Annotated in this window: 15 protein-coding genes; 4 read left to right on the top strand and 11 right to left on the bottom strand. The window is 42.1% G+C overall.

Features of this window, described 5'->3' with window-relative positions; genetic code table 11:
- Positions 1-14 precede the first annotated feature (14 nt).
- From pyrI to C9J45_RS13300, 3 genes are all read left to right on the top strand, one after another.
- Positions 15-482, top strand: coding sequence for an aspartate carbamoyltransferase regulatory subunit (gene pyrI, locus C9J45_RS13290; RefSeq protein ID WP_105059458.1), 468 nt, complete (start codon positions 15-17; stop codon positions 480-482).
- Positions 483-701: 219 nt separating this feature from the next.
- A complete protein-coding gene (locus C9J45_RS13295; RefSeq protein WP_105059457.1) occupies positions 702-1,193 on the top strand; it encodes an arginine repressor in 492 nt (163 codons plus the stop codon).
- Positions 1,194-1,304: 111 nt separating this feature from the next.
- Complete coding sequence (locus C9J45_RS13300) at positions 1,305-1,691, top strand: Rid family detoxifying hydrolase (protein WP_006646093.1); 387 nt, start codon at positions 1,305-1,307, stop codon at positions 1,689-1,691.
- Between the two features lie 98 nt (positions 1,692-1,789).
- On the opposite strand, the gene idi is transcribed toward C9J45_RS13300, so the two are convergent.
- The 9 genes from idi to C9J45_RS13345 all read right to left on the bottom strand — a co-directional run bounded on the left by idi (position 1,790) and on the right by C9J45_RS13345 (position 10,624).
- On the bottom strand, positions 1,790-2,314 hold the full coding sequence (gene idi, locus C9J45_RS13305; protein ID WP_107207670.1) for an isopentenyl-diphosphate Delta-isomerase: 525 nt from the start codon (positions 2,312-2,314) through the stop codon (positions 1,790-1,792).
- A gap of 109 nt (positions 2,315-2,423) precedes the next feature.
- Positions 2,424-3,149: a 1-acylglycerol-3-phosphate O-acyltransferase gene (locus C9J45_RS13310; RefSeq protein ID WP_107247474.1), complete on the bottom strand. Its 726-nt coding sequence runs from the start codon at positions 3,147-3,149 to the stop codon at positions 2,424-2,426.
- A 173-nt stretch (positions 3,150-3,322) separates the two neighbouring features.
- Positions 3,323-5,599 (bottom strand): DNA topoisomerase IV subunit A, encoded by a 2,277-nt coding sequence (gene parC / locus C9J45_RS13315; RefSeq protein WP_107292649.1) that lies wholly within the window; start codon positions 5,597-5,599, stop codon positions 3,323-3,325.
- 73 nt (positions 5,600-5,672) lie between these two features.
- Positions 5,673-7,556, bottom strand: a complete 1,884-nt coding sequence (gene parE, locus C9J45_RS13320; protein ID WP_105059453.1) for a DNA topoisomerase IV subunit B — start codon at positions 7,554-7,556, stop codon at positions 5,673-5,675.
- 214 nt (positions 7,557-7,770) lie between these two features.
- Positions 7,771-8,349: an esterase YqiA gene (gene yqiA, locus C9J45_RS13325; RefSeq protein WP_107207667.1), complete on the bottom strand. Its 579-nt coding sequence runs from the start codon at positions 8,347-8,349 to the stop codon at positions 7,771-7,773.
- The gene (gene cpdA, locus C9J45_RS13330) at positions 8,349-9,173 is read right to left on the bottom strand and encodes a 3',5'-cyclic-AMP phosphodiesterase (protein ID WP_107207666.1); all 825 of its coding nucleotides are present in this window, start codon (positions 9,171-9,173) and stop codon (positions 8,349-8,351) included. Before cpdA ends, yqiA begins: the two co-directional genes overlap by 1 nt.
- A 38-nt stretch (positions 9,174-9,211) precedes the next feature.
- The gene (locus C9J45_RS13335; protein WP_107207665.1) at positions 9,212-9,640 is read right to left on the bottom strand and encodes a DUF1249 family protein; all 429 of its coding nucleotides are present in this window, start codon (positions 9,638-9,640) and stop codon (positions 9,212-9,214) included.
- A 38-nt stretch (positions 9,641-9,678) separates the two neighbouring features.
- Positions 9,679-10,302, bottom strand: a complete 624-nt coding sequence (gene nudF / locus C9J45_RS13340) for an ADP-ribose diphosphatase (RefSeq protein ID WP_107207664.1) — start codon at positions 10,300-10,302, stop codon at positions 9,679-9,681.
- A 100-nt stretch (positions 10,303-10,402) separates the two neighbouring features.
- Positions 10,403-10,624, bottom strand: coding sequence for a hypothetical protein (locus tag C9J45_RS13345; protein ID WP_107207663.1), 222 nt, complete (start codon positions 10,622-10,624; stop codon positions 10,403-10,405).
- Here C9J45_RS13345 and tolC point away from each other — a divergent pair.
- Positions 10,623-11,921: an outer membrane channel protein TolC gene (gene tolC / locus C9J45_RS13350; protein WP_107207662.1), complete on the top strand. Its 1,299-nt coding sequence runs from the start codon at positions 10,623-10,625 to the stop codon at positions 11,919-11,921. The genes C9J45_RS13345 and tolC overlap by 2 nt on opposite strands.
- A 74-nt stretch (positions 11,922-11,995) precedes the next feature.
- On the opposite strand, the gene hldE is transcribed toward tolC, so the two are convergent.
- The gene (gene hldE, locus C9J45_RS13355; protein WP_045083504.1) at positions 11,996-13,426 is read right to left on the bottom strand and encodes a bifunctional D-glycero-beta-D-manno-heptose-7-phosphate kinase/D-glycero-beta-D-manno-heptose 1-phosphate adenylyltransferase HldE; all 1,431 of its coding nucleotides are present in this window, start codon (positions 13,424-13,426) and stop codon (positions 11,996-11,998) included.
- A gap of 78 nt (positions 13,427-13,504) precedes the next feature.
- Positions 13,505-16,402: a bifunctional [glutamate--ammonia ligase]-adenylyl-L-tyrosine phosphorylase/[glutamate--ammonia-ligase] adenylyltransferase gene (gene glnE / locus C9J45_RS13360; protein WP_107292650.1), complete on the bottom strand. Its 2,898-nt coding sequence runs from the start codon at positions 16,400-16,402 to the stop codon at positions 13,505-13,507.
- Between the last annotated feature and the right edge of the window lie 22 nt (positions 16,403-16,424).

Here is a 16,424-nt window from a genome sequence, read left to right on the forward strand (position 1 = left end):
CAGGAGCGATGATCATGTCTAAAGAAACCCAACTTAAAGTTGAAGCAATCAAAAACGGCACTGTTATCGACCATATTCCTGCGCATGTAGGTATCAAGGTACTTAAACTATTTAGTATGGATAACTCGAACCAACGAGTGACAATTGGTTTGAACCTGCCTTCATCAGCCCTTGGTGCAAAAGATCTGATCAAGATTGAAAATGTCTTTATCAATGAAGATCAAGCTAACCAACTGGCATTGTATGCTCCGAAAGCAACCGTTAACCAAATTGAAAATTATGAAGTAGTAAAGAAGCTTAACGTATCATTACCTGACTTTATTAGTGCGGTATTTAAGTGTCCAAACACTAACTGTATTTCACACGGTGAGCCAGTAAGTAGTGGCTTTAAGGTACTGACTAAAAAAGCAGATATTCAACTTAAATGTAAATACTGCGAAAAAGTTTTCTCTCGTGAAATCGTGACAGAGTGCAACGCATAACTTTGTTATCAACTGCCCGTTAGCTTTCATAGCGGGCTTCATTCTAAAAATGTCACCCACAAAACAACATAAAATACCTATTAGGTATTATTTTAGTGATAACCATCAAGTTTCTTATCATTATTCCTTGTTATCCTCTTTGCATCAAATGTCACTATAAGTGATTATTCTTGCAGTTTTGCACCAGTCAAATGCATAAAGAATAACAAGGAGCTGTCCATGAATGGGCATGAATCCCCACACGGAATCACCAGTCATTATTGCGAAAAAAACATGACAACCGTTTGTAAACGATTATTACAAACGCACAATTTTTCAACTCAAGATCATATTCGCGACGCTCTAATTAAAGAGGGTTTTGATGATATCAGCCAATCTACCGTTTCACGTCTACTCACTAAGCTCAAAATAATAAAAGCACCGAATGTTTATGGTAAACGGGTGTATTGTGTTATTGAAACCACCAATCCTACATATATTGATTCTGAGATCGCTTCACAAATTGAATTTGTTACTCATAATAAATTAGTGGTTGTTGTTAAAACCCACCCAGGCTCTGCACAACTCATCGCAAGAATTATTGACCTTCATCCGCATCAAGAGATTTTAGGAACCATAGCTGGCAATGACACTATTATGGTTGCACCTTGTCATATTGATCGGATCAGTGATTGTGAAAAAGCCGTTTGTCTAAGCCTTGGTATGATATAAAAACGTTCTAATCAGCTTGAATCTTTCAGACTTAGACCCCATAACATCATCAATCAGGTAGCGTAACGTGTCACTTACGCTATAACAATTAAATATAAGTAAGGGTAAACAATGACTAAGGTTCTTCATACAGAGCAAGCTCCTGCAGCAATCGGTCCATACGTACAAGGTGTTGATCTTGGTAATATGGTGCTAACTTCAGGTCAGATCCCTGTAAACCCAGCAACAGGTGAAGTACCAGAAGAAATTGCAGCGCAAGCTCGCCAATCTTTAGACAATGTAAAGGCGGTAGTGGAATCTTCAGGTCTTCAGGTTTCTGACATTGTTAAGATGACTGTTTTTGTTAAAGATCTAAATGACTTCGCTGCCGTTAACGAAGTGTATGGTAACTTCTTTGATGAGCATAACGCACCTTACCCAGCACGCTCTTGTGTTGAAGTTGCACGTTTACCAAAAGATGTAAAAATTGAAATCGAAGCGATTGCTGTTCGTAAATAATCGTTGCTAATAAACGTTTCATTGCATCTTAATTTGCCATAAAAAAAGCTGCTAACGGGATCTCGTTGGCAGCTTTTTTATTCTTAAAACAACACTAATTACTTAGTGGCAAAAGCAAACACTTGACTAAACCATGCCGTAAATAACTCAGGCTGAGTCTTTAGCGTTTGTTTAATCGTCTCTTCAGACCACCAGCGATAATCCATCACTTCATCAGCGTTAGGAACAACCTCTATCTCGCCAGCATCAGCCACCAGCACATGATCGAGCTCATGCTCAAATAATTGGTTATCAAGCTCTGCGTAATAACAGAAGTGACCAATATCAGATAATGAAGTCACTTGCGTGATCCCCATTTCTTCAGCTAATCGTCGTATCCCTGCTTGCTCTATCGACTCATATTGGCGAGGGTGTGAACAACACGTGTTAGTCCACAACCCACCACTATGATATTTGTGCAACGCGCGTTGATGAAGTAAGTATTCACGACCAGACGTGGTATTTCGATACAACAAAACCGAAAAAGCCAAATGCAAAGCACCTTGTTTATGCGCTGCCATCTTCTCTTGTAAGCCTTGAAATTCACCTTGGCTATCAACCAAGACTACATATTCTTCAGTCATCACTCTTTACTACTGTTATAAATTACCCCCCTGATATTCAGGGGTTAAAATAAAACAAGGACATGTGATAAACATGTCCTTGTATATTAATACTTACGAGACAAATAAATTAGCGTTTACCTCGCTCACTCGCTTCTGCATTAAGTTCTGCTAATTTTTCAGCCATAACATCATGACAACGGCTAGAGAGGCTGCGAACATCTTCTTTATGTAAGCCGTCCGTTGAAATCGGCTTCATCACTTCGACAATCACGACACCGTTATCCCAACGATTTAACCTAACATGATCAGTTGAACTACACACAATCGGTACAACAGGAACGTTCGCGCCAATTGCAGCATGGAAAGCACCAGTTTTAAACGGCAATAAACCACGACCACGAGAGCGAGTCCCCTCAGGGAACATCCACACTGACACTTTGTTTTGTTTAATTTTATCGACGACTTGACCTATGGTGCCCACCGCTTTACTGCGGTTTGCACGATCAATTAAGATGTTACCCGTGATCCAGTATAGCTGACCAAATAACGGTAACCATACTAAGCTTTTTTTACCCACGGTAACGGTACGAGGCATGATTGCACCAGAAACTGTAAAAAGATCATAATTATTCTGGTGGTTCGCAATATAAATAGCAGAGCCTACTTTTTCAGCACCCTCTGCGTATCGGAACTCTAATTTGATCCCTAGCACACGTGACATTTTGCTAAACAAACGTCCAAAGGTATAAACGTGTTTAGGGTTACGTGGGCTTAATAAACAATATCCGCAACCAAAAATAAACGTCACGATAGCAAAAATTGCGATAGCAAATATCCGCAAAACAAAAATCATTCTAGCTCTCCTCAGCGTACAAGCGTTCGCTAGTATACTCACAGCAAGAGAAAATACACGTTTTATGTGTATTCTTTACTCACTTGTTATTCGCTTATCAATAGAAACGATACGCACAGCTTAGATCAAAAAAGCCCTCAACTTGAGGGCTTTGAATAGCGCATCAGAAATAACTATTCCGATGGAACGTCAGAAGATTGCTCGTTTGGTGAATCAATCTCCATCCGTGTCACTCGCTGTAAACCTCGAGGTAACATCGCTCCTCGACGTCCACGCTCACCACGGAAATTATCGAGATCCGACGGTTTCAATCCTAGTTTACGTTTGCCCGCATAAAGAGTGACATGGGTATCTGCACTAATTACCGTCAAGTACGATAAGAATTCTTCACGCGCTTTTGAACGTGCAGATGGAATGTTGATGATCTTGTTACCCTTACCTTTACCCAGTTGCGGTAAATCTTTAATTGGGAACAGTAACATTCGACCTTCATTGGTAATGGCTAATATCTGATCATTCTCAATATCAGCAACAGGCTGTGGCGGCAGCACAGCAGCATTTTCAGGTACCGTTAATAAGGCTTTACCACTCTTATTTTTCGATACCATATCTGTGCTCTTACAGATAAATCCGTAACCTGCATCCGATGCCATTAACCAAATTTGATCGTCTTCTGCCATTAACACTTGGCGCATATTTGTGCCTGGGGTTAAATTTAAACGCCCCGTGATAGGTTCACCTTGGCTACGCGCAGATGGCAAGCTATGTGATTCTAACGCATAGCTACGTCCATCAGAGCCTAAGAAAATCGCAGCCTGATTACTCTTACCGCGAGCATGCGCAAGGTAACTGTCACCCGACTTATAGTTTAGCGTGCTCGGATCTACCTCATGCCCTTTAGCATGACGGATCCAGCCTTTCTCTGATAGTACAACGGTGATCGCCTCACTTGGGATCAAGTCACGTTCAGTTAATGCTTTCGCTTCTTCTCGTTCAACTAATGGCGAGCGGCGATCATCACCGTACTTCTCAGCATCAGCGAGAATTTCTTTCTTAATTAAAGTATTTAAGCGACGCTCAGAGCCAAGTAACTTTTCTAGTTGCTCACGCTCTTTGGCTAATTCGTCTTGCTCTGCACGGATCTTAATTTCTTCAAGCTTGGCTAACTGACGCAGTTTAATTTCTAAAATTGCGTCTGCTTGAATCGCTGATAAACCAAAACGTGACATGAATTCTGCTTTTGGATCTTCCTCATTACGGATGATCTCAATCACTTCATCAATGTTAAGGTAAGCGGCCAGTAAACCTTCTAAAATATGTAAGCGCGCATTCACTTTATCTAAACGGTACTGTAAACGACGACGTACTGTTGTACGGCGATATTCCAGCCATTCAGCAATAATCTCCACTAAACCTTTAACTTGTGGACGACCATCTAGACCCAACATGTTCAAGTTCGCACGGAAGCTCTTTTCAAGATCCGTTGAAGCAAACAAGTGATTCATCAACTGCTCGCAATCAATACGGTTAGAGCGTGGCACAATCACAATGCGAGTTGGGTTTTCGTGATCGGATTCGTCACGTAAATCCTCAACCATTGGCAATTTCTTCGCACGCATTTGGCTAGCGATTTGCTCAAGCAGTTTTGCACCTGACGTTTGGTGTGGCAATGCGGTAATAACAATATCACCGTTTTCTTTGTGCCAAACCGCGCGCATTCTAATACTGCCTCGGCCACTCTTATAGACTTTCTTTAAGTCAGCTTTAGAGGTAATGATTTCCGCTTCAGTTGGGTAATCAGGGCCTTGAACAAACTCCATTAGCGCATCAAGATCTGCCTTTGGATTTTCAATCATATGTACTGCTGCATTGGCAACTTCACGCGCATTGTGCGGTGGAATATCAGTTGCCATACCAACAGCAATACCCGTTACGCCATTAAGCAAAATATGCGGCAGACGTGCAGGTAACATCTTAGGCTCTTGCATTGTACCGTCAAAGTTTGGTACCCAATCTGCGGTGCCTTGGCCTAATTCAGACAGCAACACTTCAGAAAATCGAGACAAACGTGATTCGGTATAACGCATCGCCGCGAATGATTTCGGATCATCCGGAGCACCCCAGTTACCTTGACCGTCAACCAGTGGGTAGCGGTAAGAGAAAGGCTGTGCCATTAATACCATGGCTTCATAACAGGCAGAATCACCATGAGGGTGATATTTACCTAATACATCACCCACTGTACGGGCTGATTTTTTATATTTTGCCGTTGCACTTAAACCCAACTCAGACATCGCATAAATAATACGGCGCTGTACGGGTTTAAGGCCATCACCGATAAACGGTAAGGCACGATCCATGATTACATACATGGAGTAATTTAAATAAGCGTCTTCAGTAAACTTCCTAAGAGGAAGCTGTTCAACGCCATCCATTGAGACATCAGTCATCGTTAGATAATCCGTCTTTAATTTTGCTTATCTGCCAGTTATTACTAGCAGATGAAATAGAGTAAAAAGCTGATCACACTTCAGCCATATCGCCTTTGCTTTGCAACCAGTGACGACGATCTTCAGCACGCTTCTTACCAAGTAGCATGTCCATCATTTCGTTGGTTTCACTGTCGTCATCAATCGTTAACTGCACTAAACGGCGAGTATTCGGATCCATGGTCGTTTCACGCAATTGCAATGGGTTCATCTCACCCAGACCTTTGAATCGCTGAACATTAACCTTGCCACGCTTACCTTTTAGGCGATCAAGAATACTGTTTTTCTCAGCTTCATCGAGGGCGTAGTACACTTCTTTACCCAAATCGATACGGTACAAAGGAGGCATTGCAATAAATACATGTCCGGCACGTACTAAGGTTTCAAAGTGCTTCATAAATAACGCACACAACAAGGTAGCAATGTGAAGACCATCGGAGTCCGCATCCGCAAGGACGCAGATCTTACCGTAACGAAGCCCACTTAAATCATCACTATCTGGATCAATACCAAGTGCGACCGAAATATCATGGACTTCTTGAGAGGCAAGGACTTGATCGGCAGACACTTCCCACGTATTTAAAATTTTACCGCGAAGTGGCATGATCGCTTGGAACATACGATCACGAGCTTGTTTCGCCGAGCCGCCCGCCGAGTCACCCTCGACAAGGAATAATTCAGTGCGATTAAGATCTTGTTGTGAACAGTCCGCTAACTTACCAGGCAGTGCTGGGCCTGATGCAATTTTCTTACGTACCACTTTTTTGCTTGCACGCATACGACGGTGCGCATTTGCAATACAGACTTCTGCTAATTGCTCTGCCAGTTGTGGACGCTCATTAAGCCATAAGCTAAAGGCATCTTTTACCACACCAGAAACAAACGCCGCACATTGACGTGACGATAAACGTTCTTTGGTTTGACCGGCAAATTGTGGATCTTGGATTTTTACCGACAGGACATACGCACAACGATCCCAAATATCATCAGCCGTTAATTTCACGCCTCGTGGCAATAAATTACGGAACTCACAGAATTCACGCATCGCATCTAACAAGCCCTGACGCAGACCATTAACGTGAGTCCCCCCTTGCGCTGTTGGGATCAAGTTAACATAACTTTCAGTGATCAATTCGCCACCTTCAGGTAGCCATAACAGCGCCCAATCAGCGGCTTCTGTTTGCGAACTGAACACACCAGTAAATGGTTCTTCTGGCAGTAATGTATACCCTTTTACACCTTCAGCAAGGTAGTCTTTTAAGCCATCTTCATAACACCAACGAATCGTTTCATCAGTAATTTTATTGGTGAATACAATTTCTAAACCAGGGCATAACACTGCTTTAGCTTTTAAATTACTCTTCAGGCGGGAAACTGAGAACTTAGCACTGTCGAAATATTTTGGATCAGGCCAAAAGTGAACACGTGTGCCTTTTGCGCGACGGCCACAAGTGCCAATCACCTCAAGCTCTGAGACCTTATCGCCATTTTCAAAGGCAATTTGATACACTTGACCATCACGTTTTACCGTGACTTCAACACGCTTAGAAAGGGCGTTTACAACCGAGATGCCTACCCCGTGTAAACCACCTGAAAATTGGTAGTTTTTACCAGAAAACTTACCACCTGCGTGAAGCTTACATAAAATAAGTTCAACCCCTGATACACCTTCTTCAGGGTGAATATCAACAGGCATACCACGACCATCATCAACCACCTCTAATGATTGATCGGCATGAAGGATCACTTCAACTTTACGGGCATGTCCAGCCAATGCTTCATCGACACTGTTATCGATAACTTCTTGACCTAAGTGGTTAGGTCGAGCCGTGTCGGTATACATACCGGGACGGCGGCGTACTGGCTCAAGGCCATTAAGAACCTCAATGGCTCCAGCGTTATAGCTTTGATCTGTCATATCACGGAAATTTACGGGAAAGTTTTGAAAATAATAGTCAGTAACCCAGCGCTATATGTCAAGTTCTGGGACACATGAAGGCTCATGACTGTGAGTAATGATGTTATTTACAAGAACATCAGATAGAACATGTCATAGAAATATAAGTAATATCAGAAAACATATCGCGACACAGAGTCACTCGCGAATGCTAAACATGGCAGCATTCTACCAGTTATAATTCTAAGAATTGGATAATTGATGCAGGAAATCGTTCAAAATTGACAAAACTATGATCCCCATTAGGTTCAACGGTCAATTTTGATTCAGCATATTTCATTATGGATTGGCGATAATCTAATACTTCATCACCTTCTTGCAATAGCACCCAAAAACGTTGTGGAGCATGTAATGTCGCCACATCTAGTTGCTGCAATTGCGCCATATGCTGGGGAACAAGTACATAATTTTCGCCACTATATGGATTCTGCTGGGGTCCTAAATAATCAACTAACAACTCATAAGGTTTTACTGCTGGGTTAATTAATACCGCAGGTAAAGCAAACCGTTCACTTAACCAAGTACATAAATACCCACCTAATGAACTCCCTACTAAACCTATCTTGTACTCGTCTTTGCAGCGAAGGATCAACTGTTCAAGATAAACCTGCGCTTCTTCAGGGTAGCTCGGTAGTTGCGGCATCACAACCTTAATATCAGGTCGATGGTTTGCACAATACTGCGCCATTTGCTGCGCTTTTAATGATTGTGGCGAGCTATTAAAGCCGTGCAAATAAATCAATAGTGATGCCATTAATACCCTGCTGAATCAAAAGTTGGTTGGAATACATCACCTTCAAGACGTTCAACGTGAGTAATAATATCCCCTGTCGCGGTTAATTCTAAATAACGCCAACCTGGGGTTACTTGATCTAATGCAAAATCATCAGAATCGGGTAGAAATTGAATACACGTCGAAGGTGTCGCTAGCACTCTGACATCACGATGAATACGATCCAACTCTTGATGAATATGACCGCATAAAATAGCTTTTACTTGAGGATGTTTATCAATGACCTGCCACAGCGCATCACTATTGTGTAACTGATGCTGATCAAGCCATGCGCTCCCCGCGGGTAACGGATGGTGATGAAGTAATACCAACGCATGTCGCTCAGGGTGTAGCGATAAAGCATGATCAAGTAGTGCTAATTGATGATGAGATAATTCGCCATGTGGAACACCAGCCACTTGGCTATCAAGTAGGACAACTTGCCAATGATCACCGACCAATATTTGTTCACTATCTTTAATTTGTTCAGAAGGTAATATTGATGCCATGGTTGGTTGGTAATCGTGATTGCCCGGTAACCAAAAACACGGTTGTTCCCAACGAGCAATGCCTTCAGCAAAACGTTGGTAGGAATCAGGAGTGTGATCTTGGGAAATATCTCCCGTTGCAACAATTGCATCAAATTTACGCGTAGAAGCATCTACCGCATTAAGGACGGCATGAAAGCTCTGTTGAGTTGCCACACCAAGCAGAGCGCCTGATTCATTGGCAAACAAATGAGTGTCTGTAATTTGAAGAAGAACCACACTATCAGGGTTCGTCTGTGGCAGCGAATAGGTCTGCAAAACGTCAAAAACCTTGTCTTTTAATCAATCAAAAACAGTTAACAAACAGATTGGTTACTGATCCCACGGCGTAAACAATGGTTTAACCAATCGCCTAAAAAACGATTTACTTGATGTTTCTCATCTTTCTGATGCATACGCAAGTTAGGATAATCATATATTGGCTTTAAACGAGAAATCTGTTGAGCGGAACACACTTCTGCGACTCTAGCATCATGATAAAGCCTTACTGTTAACGCTGGCGATAAATAATCGACAACATCTTGATCACTCTTTAACCCTAGAGAAATCATCGTAGTATAGCGTGTGGATTCTATTATTTTTAAGCGATATATATCATCACACACTCGATAAAACCTTTCATCACCCACTTCGTCACTACGAGGTAATAACGGGAGCAACTTAGCATAATTGGTTTCATACAAGCGCATTAGGCTTGATAAATCGACAGAGTATCGAGAGTTCAATGACAAAATCCTTTAAATAGTTACAACCTTTTATTGGCCTATTGCTGTAACTGTAAATAATGAAGCTGTAACCATTGTAAGGCAATAATCGAGGCTGCATTTTCAATTTTACCAGATTCTACCCACTGATAGGCCTGTGTTCTTGACACAACATGCACCCGAATATCTTCACTTTCTTCAGCTAAACCATGAATACCACTCGCTGTTGTGCTATCAACAGTGCCAACGAATATATCCAGCATTTCAGAACAACCACCTGAGCTTGATAAATAACGCGTCACTTTTTGAAGTTCAGTGACGGTTAGCCCCGCCTCTTCAACCGCTTCTCGTTTAACGACCTCTTCTGCAGATTCACCTTGGTGATCAATCATGCCCGCGACAATTTCTAACTGCCAAGGCTCACAGCCAGCCGCCATCGCACCGACACGAAATTGTTCAATTAAAACCACTTCATCAGTGACTGGATCATAAGGTAATAAGGCGGCGGCATGCCCACGTTCAAACATTTCTCGATTGACCGTATCGCTCCATCCGCCTGCAAAAAGTTTATGCCGAAAACGGTATTTCACCATTTTAAAAAAGCCATTGTAGACAATATCTTTCGCCTCAACTTTTACATCATCCACACCAAACTGCAGTGGACTTTTCTCATTTTGGCTCATCATTATTCCCTTGTATAAATAAAGTGCGCTAGCTCGCAATAATTAACAGATAATCATAACAAACAGAGAAGGTTAGCTATCTTTTCATTCAATCAGATTATCAGCAACGTTTAACTTCAACAAAATTAATAAATATTACATTTTTTTTTAAACCAAATTGATAAGAGTTTAAATTTCCACCACCATAAATAAAAAATAAACCATCATATTTAGGTAAATTTTTGCAATGATCAGTTTCAAGCAAGGCATGTTGAGGTAAACTACAATTTGTAATTATATTTTTAGCTCCCATTTTGTCAGCAAGACCAGGAAAGGCATCCATGAAAAAATTGCTTCCAATCGTTATCAGCCTTGCATTTGGCTCACTAAGTCAATCAGCTCTTGCTGATGATCTCGCTCAAATTTATCAGCAAGCAAAACAAAATGATCCACAACTTCTAAAAGCTGCAGCAGATAAAGATGCAGCATTTGAAGCAATTAACTCATCTCGAAGTACGTTACTACCGCAGATTAACTTAAGCGCGGGCTACAATACTTACCATTTAGATGCCAAAGACAAAAATACAGATGGATTTGTTGGCGGTCTTCAGCTTGACCAAGAGATTTATAATCGCTCAAGCTGGATTGGTTTAGATGTATCAGAAAAAAAAGCCCGTCAAAGTGATGCTGCATACTCAGCTGAGCAACAAGGCTTAATTCTTCGTGTCGCACAGGCTTACTTTAATGTTTTAGAAGCCAAAGACGATCTGAGTTTTGGTGAGGCCGAAAAGAAAGCTGTAGGCCGACAACTAGAACAGATGAAACAGCGCTTTGAAGTGGGTCTATCTGCCATTACGGATGTCCATGACGCCCAAGCACAATACGATAAAGTTGCAGCTGATGTGATTCTAAAAGAAAATGCAGTCGCCAATAGCTACGAAGAACTGCGTGAAATTACAGGCCGTGAGTACACCTCTCTGGATGCCTTGAACACCAAGACTTTCTCCGTAACGCCATTACAACAATCACCTGATACGTTTGTAAAAACAGCTGAGACTGACAACCTATCATTATTGGCGTCAAGAATTGGTCAAGATATCGCAAGAGACAATATTTCACTTGCAGAATCAGGCCATCTACCAACCTTATCGTTCACTTCAGGTTATCAATATAATAAGTCAGGACCGGGCACTCCAGATCCAGATCAAGGTTCTTTGACTGCAGGAATTCAGTTAAACCTTCCAGTCTACTCTGGTGGTAATATCAGCTCTCAAGTAAAACAAGCGCAATACGCATATGTTGCCTCTAGTGAAGAGCTTGAAGGCCAATACCGCACGGTAGTAAAAGATGTACGTAACTATTACAACAACATTCATGCCGCTGCTGGTTCAATAAAAGCATACAAACAGCTCGTTATTTCAGCTAAATCAGCTTTAGAAGCAACAGAAGCGGGCTTTGATGTGGGTACGCGTACTATTGTTGATGTTCTTGACTCAACAAAGAGCCTCTATTCAGCAAATAGCCTATTAGCTAATGCTCGTTATAATTATATTCTTGCACAACTACAGCTAAAACAAGCGGTAGGTACCCTGAGTGAGCAAGATATTGTTGATATAAATAAAGGCTTAATTAAACAATAAGTTTTAATCATCAAAAATAAAAAAGCGCCCAAAGGCGCTTTTTTATTATCTGCGATTTTTGTCGCTATAATTTATTAGCCACGACCACCACGGATCGCTTCAATAATTTTGGATGTAGAGCAGCCGTCTTCAAAGTTAAGTACCAGTACTTGACCACCAGCTGCCACAACTTCTTTACCACCCGCAATTTCTTCAGGTTTATAATCGCCACCTTTCACCAAAAGGCTCGGAAGCACTTCACTGATCAAACGTTGTGGTGTTTCCTCGGTAAACGGTACCACCCAATCAACTGCACCAAGACCTGCCAATACCGCCATACGACGATCTTCTGGGTTGACTGGACGACCAGGGCCTTTTAAACCTTTAACTGAGCTATCAGAGTTCACCGCAACAATTAAACGATCGCCTAATTTTGCCGCTTCAGTTAAATAAGCAACATGACCAGCATGTAAAATATCAAAACAACCATTTGTCATAACTACCGTCTCACCACGCGCACGTGCTGACTTTACGGCTTGAATTAATTGAGGCTCAGAAATAACACCAAAACCACTGTCTTGACTACCATGAATGGCATCTGTTAATTCAATAGTAGATAAGGTTGATGTACCCAACTTCGCGACAACGACACCAGCCGCAGCATTGGCTAATTTACACGCATCTGATAACGATTTACCTGCAGATAATGAAGCGGCAAGCACTGAGATCACCGTGTCACCAGCACCTGTTACGTCATACACTTCTTGCGCTTGCGTTGGCATATGTAAAGGCTCACTGCCTTTTTCAAGTAACGTCATGCCATGCTCAGAGCGAGTGACTAACAAGGCTTCAAAATCAAACTTTTCAATAAGGGCTAACCCTTTCTCAACTAAGTCTTCGTCTGACGTGACTTTACCAACAACCGCTTCAAACTCAGATAAGTTTGGTGTAAGCAGTGTGGCGCCACGGTAACGTTCAAAATCCGAACCTTTTGGATCAATTAACACAGGCACATTTGCTTCGCGCGCTAATTGGATCATACCTTGAACGTGCTCTAATACACCTTTCGCATAATCAGATAAAATGACGGCTTTCACATCCGTTAAGGATTGCTTCATGCGCGCAATGATCGGTGCGGGATCAACGTTATGAAAACCTTCTTCAAAGTCTAAACGGATCAACTGTTGCCCACGACTCATTACACGAAGTTTGGTAATTGTCGGATAGTTAGGCAGTGAAACAAAATCACAATAAACGTTCAGTGAAGATAACTTTTCAGTCAGCGCTTTCGCTTGCTCGTCAATGCCCGTTAAACCAATCAATTTTGCATGCCCGCCTAATGCTGCAATATTCATTGCAACGTTAGCGGCACCGCCCGGGCGCTCTTCAATCTGATCAACCTTAACAACAGGTACTGGCGCTTCTGGTGAAATTCGCCCTGTAGGACCTGTCCAATAACGGTCTAGCATGACATCACCAACAATCAAGACACCTGCTTGGTTATAATCAGGAAGGGTCAGTTTCATTTTTTTCTCCGGGAATATGAAAACGCTCAAATACTAGCATAAACTAAAATCAAGATGCATCAGGACAATGTTATTCCGTTAATTATCATCACTATTGATTGGCTCTAAAATTTGCAGCCAGATCGCTTCAACATTTTCTCGTAGCTCAACAAATTGTTTATCAGATACATACGCATCTGATCCTAATAAATTAAGCTTATGGGTTTCATTACGCATTTCACAGTAAGCATGCTGGAGTAATTTTGCATCCTCAGCAGAAATGATGCCTTCTTGCGTCATTGATGAAAATATACGGATATTATCAGACCAACGAGTTACGTCAGGTTGCTCAGCAGCATTCGCTAACACAAGAAATTGGGCGAGAAATTCAATATCGGTGATCCCACCTTTATCTTGTTTTAAACCAAACATTCCCGCTTTTTTCTTACCTAAATGATCACGCATTTTATGGCGCATCTCGACAACGGCTTTGGCTAATTCATTTCGTTTGCGAGGAATTGATAATATCTGCTGGCGAACATCGGCAAAGGCATGCTGCAATTGTTGGTCACCATAAATCATGCGAGCACGAACAAGCGCCTGATGCTCCCATGTCCACGCCTCTTGCTGCTGATAATCAGCAAACGCGGTGACGGTACTGACCAATAACCCTGATGCACCAGATGGACGTAACCGCATATCAACCTCATATAACACGCCTGATGCGGTTCGAGTTGAAAATAGGTGAATGATCCGTTGCGCTAGACGTAAATAAAATTGACGGCCATCTATTTCTTTAAGGCCGTTGGTGTAAACATTATCAGGGCAATCATGCATAAAAACCAAATCAAGATCAGAGCCATAACCAAGCTCCCAACCACCAACTTTACCATAGCCCACAACACCAAACCCTTTCCCCTGTCGTTCAACTAAATGGCTCGGCTCACCATATTTCTGAGCGATTTGTAACCATGCTTGGTTCACTACAGCTGCAACAATCGCTTCAGCTAAATAAGTTAAGTGATCACTAACCTTCATCACAGGTAAAATACCAGCAATGTCAGCTGCTGCAATTTTCAACAACTGAACTTGCTTAAACTGTCGAATCGCCTCCATTTGCTGCTCCATATCTTCTTCTGGAATACGAGCAAGATATTCACGCAATTCGTCTTTATAACTGGTGAGCTCTGTCGGCTTATAAAGGTGCTGTGGATCGAGTAATTCATCTAATAAAAGTGGATATAACGCCAGCTGATCGGCAACCATTGGGCTTGCTGCACAAAGTCGAATCAATTGCTGTAAAGCGGCTGGGTGTTCAACCAATAGCTCAAGATAAGTGGTACGTGTTGCGATCCGAATGATCAGTTTGGTTAAACGCGGTAACAGTTGAGTCGCATCATCTCGCATCACAACCTGTGATAATACTTCGGGCATTAGGCGAGCTAACACTTCGCGCCCACGGGGGCCCAATGTACGTTTAGATAGCTCAGCTTTAAAACCAATTAAGTGCTCTGCTAACTCAATGGATGCTGGCTCATTTAATTCAGCAAGGATCGCGAGTAAGACTTCATAATTGAGCACCATTGCCCACATTTCATGATATTGAGCATCAACACTTGCTTTATCATCTTGCTCCTCCACACCGATGATATCTTCAAAAATCAAGTGAATTGCAGACATATGAGATTCGACATCTTGCAGTAAAGCAGCCCAATCAGCATATCCCATTGCACACGCTAAACGCGCTTGATCAAGTGCTTTATCTGGTAACGTTTGGGTTTGTTTATCATCGATTGCTTGGAGTAAATTCTCTAAACGGCGCAAGAAACAATAGCCATCTTGTAACACAGCCACATCTTGTGATGGCAATAAACCTAATTCATTCATCGCTGATAAGGTGGGCAGTAATCCTCGTCCTCGCAGACTCGGTTCACGTCCACCACGGATCAACTGAAATGACTGCGCGATAAATTCAACCTCTCGGATCCCACCAGCGCCTAATTTAATATTATTGCTAAGTCCTCGACGTCTTACTTCACTGCTGATCATCGCTTTCATGCGACGCAAAGCTTGTACAGCACTGAAGTCGATATAACGACGAAAAACAAAGGGCCGTAGCATTTGACGTAATTCTTGATACTGGCTAAAGCTTTCTTTGCCCATCACGCGCGCTTTGATCATCGCATAACGTTCCCAATCACGTCCTTGCTCTTGGTAATAATCTTCAAGGGCAGCATAGCTCATCACTAATGGACCACTGTCGCCAAAAGGACGTAAACGCATATCAACGCGATAACAAAAACCATCATAAGTTTGTTGATCTAACGCTTTAATCAGCTTCTGTCCTAGACGGGTAAAGAACTGCGCATTGGCAAGACTTCGACGCCCACCTTGTGTTTCACCATTTTCTGGATAGGTAAAAATAAGATCGATATCAGAAGAAAAGTTTAGCTCTCCACCACCCAGTTTACCCATTCCTAATACCAACATAGGTTGAGCTTCACCGCTTGCGTTCATTGGTGTGCCCCAATCAGCACAACATTGATGATATAACCAATGGTAGGCTTCCATGATCAACGCTTCAGCAAGCTGCGATAAAGACTCTAAACTCTGCTTTAACGGGACAACATTAGTAAAGTCATGCCAAGCAATAAGGCACATTTGTCGACGACGAAATTGCCTTAACACATGCATTAATTGGTTTTCATCTTTCACATCATTTAACTGCTCAGATAAGCACTGGCGGTAATCAATCGATTCAAGATGCTGACGATGATGCAGTAGCCAAGTTAGCCATTCAGGATCTTGCACTAATGACGAAAAAATAAAATCACTTAAGCCTAAAACTGAACGCAGCTCTTCTCTATCTTGCCCTTGCCATTGCGCTAACGCTTCAGGGTGATGTTCGGCAAGTTTATGAATAGCAAGATCAGCGGCATCAGCCAGAGAAGTAAAACGAGAAATATTAGGAAAAAAAGCGCTATTTTCTACAGTCATGTGCTTTCCTTGAACAAGTAAT

Origin of the sequence: Photobacterium sp. GB-1 (genome assembly GCF_003026165.1) — a bacterium.
Classification (GTDB): domain Bacteria; phylum Pseudomonadota; class Gammaproteobacteria; order Enterobacterales; family Vibrionaceae; genus Photobacterium.